A 1197-nucleotide genomic window follows, 5' to 3' on the forward strand; every position below is an offset into this window, starting at 1 on the left:
CCCGAGAAGGAGTTATTTAAAAAGAACTTTCTCATTATGAATGCGCTGTATCAGCTTCAAGAAACCTTGCACCCTGATGGTTGGCTTCAAGTTCAAGCAATGGATATTGAATTAATGAATGGAAGCTATCATGGAAATAGCCACAGCATTGATCACCAAGACCCTCTTCGAGACTACTACACTAATTGGACTAACTATGAAGCGGATGAAGGTGAAGTCAAAAGGCTGCTGAACGAGTTTTGGACTCGGTACAGAAAGTTTGTTGGCGCTGATACGCTCAATTTAGATAAAAACCGTGCATTGAAGTTATTTGATCTCCCTGTAGACGCAACGCATAAGGAAATTAGAAAGCGTTGGCGACAGCTGGCGTTGCGGTGGCATCCCGATAGAGACGAGGGCAATACGGCAAAATTCCAGACGCTTTGTGAGGCGTGGCATGTATTACGAAGTTCATAATCGACGTAACTCTTACTGCGCTGTTTATTGACTCTTTAGAGTGAAATTTAAGCCCTATATAAAATTGAAAGCCCCATGTTGTGAGTGACACAAGTGGGGCTTTGTCGTCATTATGCTTGTATTGTTACTAGGCTATGCGTTGTTACTAGATTAAGCGTCGTTACAACTTCATTTATTGTGCTATGAGTGATCTTTGTTTTCTCCACTCTTATGTTCGAATGCATAGTCGAGTACTTTACGGATATAAGGAGCACCGACCTTGGAACCACCATTACCGTGCTCGATGACCACAGTCGCAACATATTCAGGGTGTTCGTAAGGTGCGAATGCCGTGTAAAGCGCGTGGTCGAGTAAATGCCGAGCCAGTTTCTTGGAGTTGTAGACCTGATCTTTTGCAAGATCAAATACTTGGGCTGTTCCCGATTTACCGCCGCTAGTGTAGTCAGTTCCTTTAAATGCACGTCTGCCGCTACCTCGACTGCCGTGGTTTACGAGTCGCATCGCATTAATAGGTACATCCCATATCTCGTCTGGTACTTCAGTGATCGACAGCATCGGCTCAGGTTCAACCAGTTTTTGCGTATCAAAATCTTCACCGTGATCTAAGGTAGCTCTCAAGATATGAGGTGGCATTACCTTCCCATGATTAACTAGTACCGAGGTTGCTTTGGCAAGTTGCATTGGCGTGGATGTCCAATACCCTTGACCAATACCAATAGGGACGGTGTCACCTTGATACCA

General features: G+C 44.5%; 2 protein-coding genes. One reads left to right on the forward strand and one right to left on the reverse strand.

The genetic code is table 11. The annotated features are described in order from the left end of the window. The coding region (locus AB4496_RS23445) for a DNA-J related domain-containing protein (RefSeq protein ID WP_372132158.1) at positions 1-456 on the forward strand (456 nt) is incomplete at its 5' end. Between the two features lie 180 nt (positions 457-636). On the opposite strand, the gene AB4496_RS23450 is transcribed toward AB4496_RS23445, so the two are convergent. Continuing rightward, positions 637-1197: penicillin-binding transpeptidase domain-containing protein (locus AB4496_RS23450; protein WP_372132161.1), on the reverse strand; the 561-nt coding region annotated here is incomplete at its 5' end.

Origin of the sequence: Vibrio sp. 10N.222.46.A1 (genome assembly GCF_041473595.1) — a bacterium.
GTDB classification, from domain to species: domain Bacteria; phylum Pseudomonadota; class Gammaproteobacteria; order Enterobacterales; family Vibrionaceae; genus Vibrio; species Vibrio tasmaniensis_A.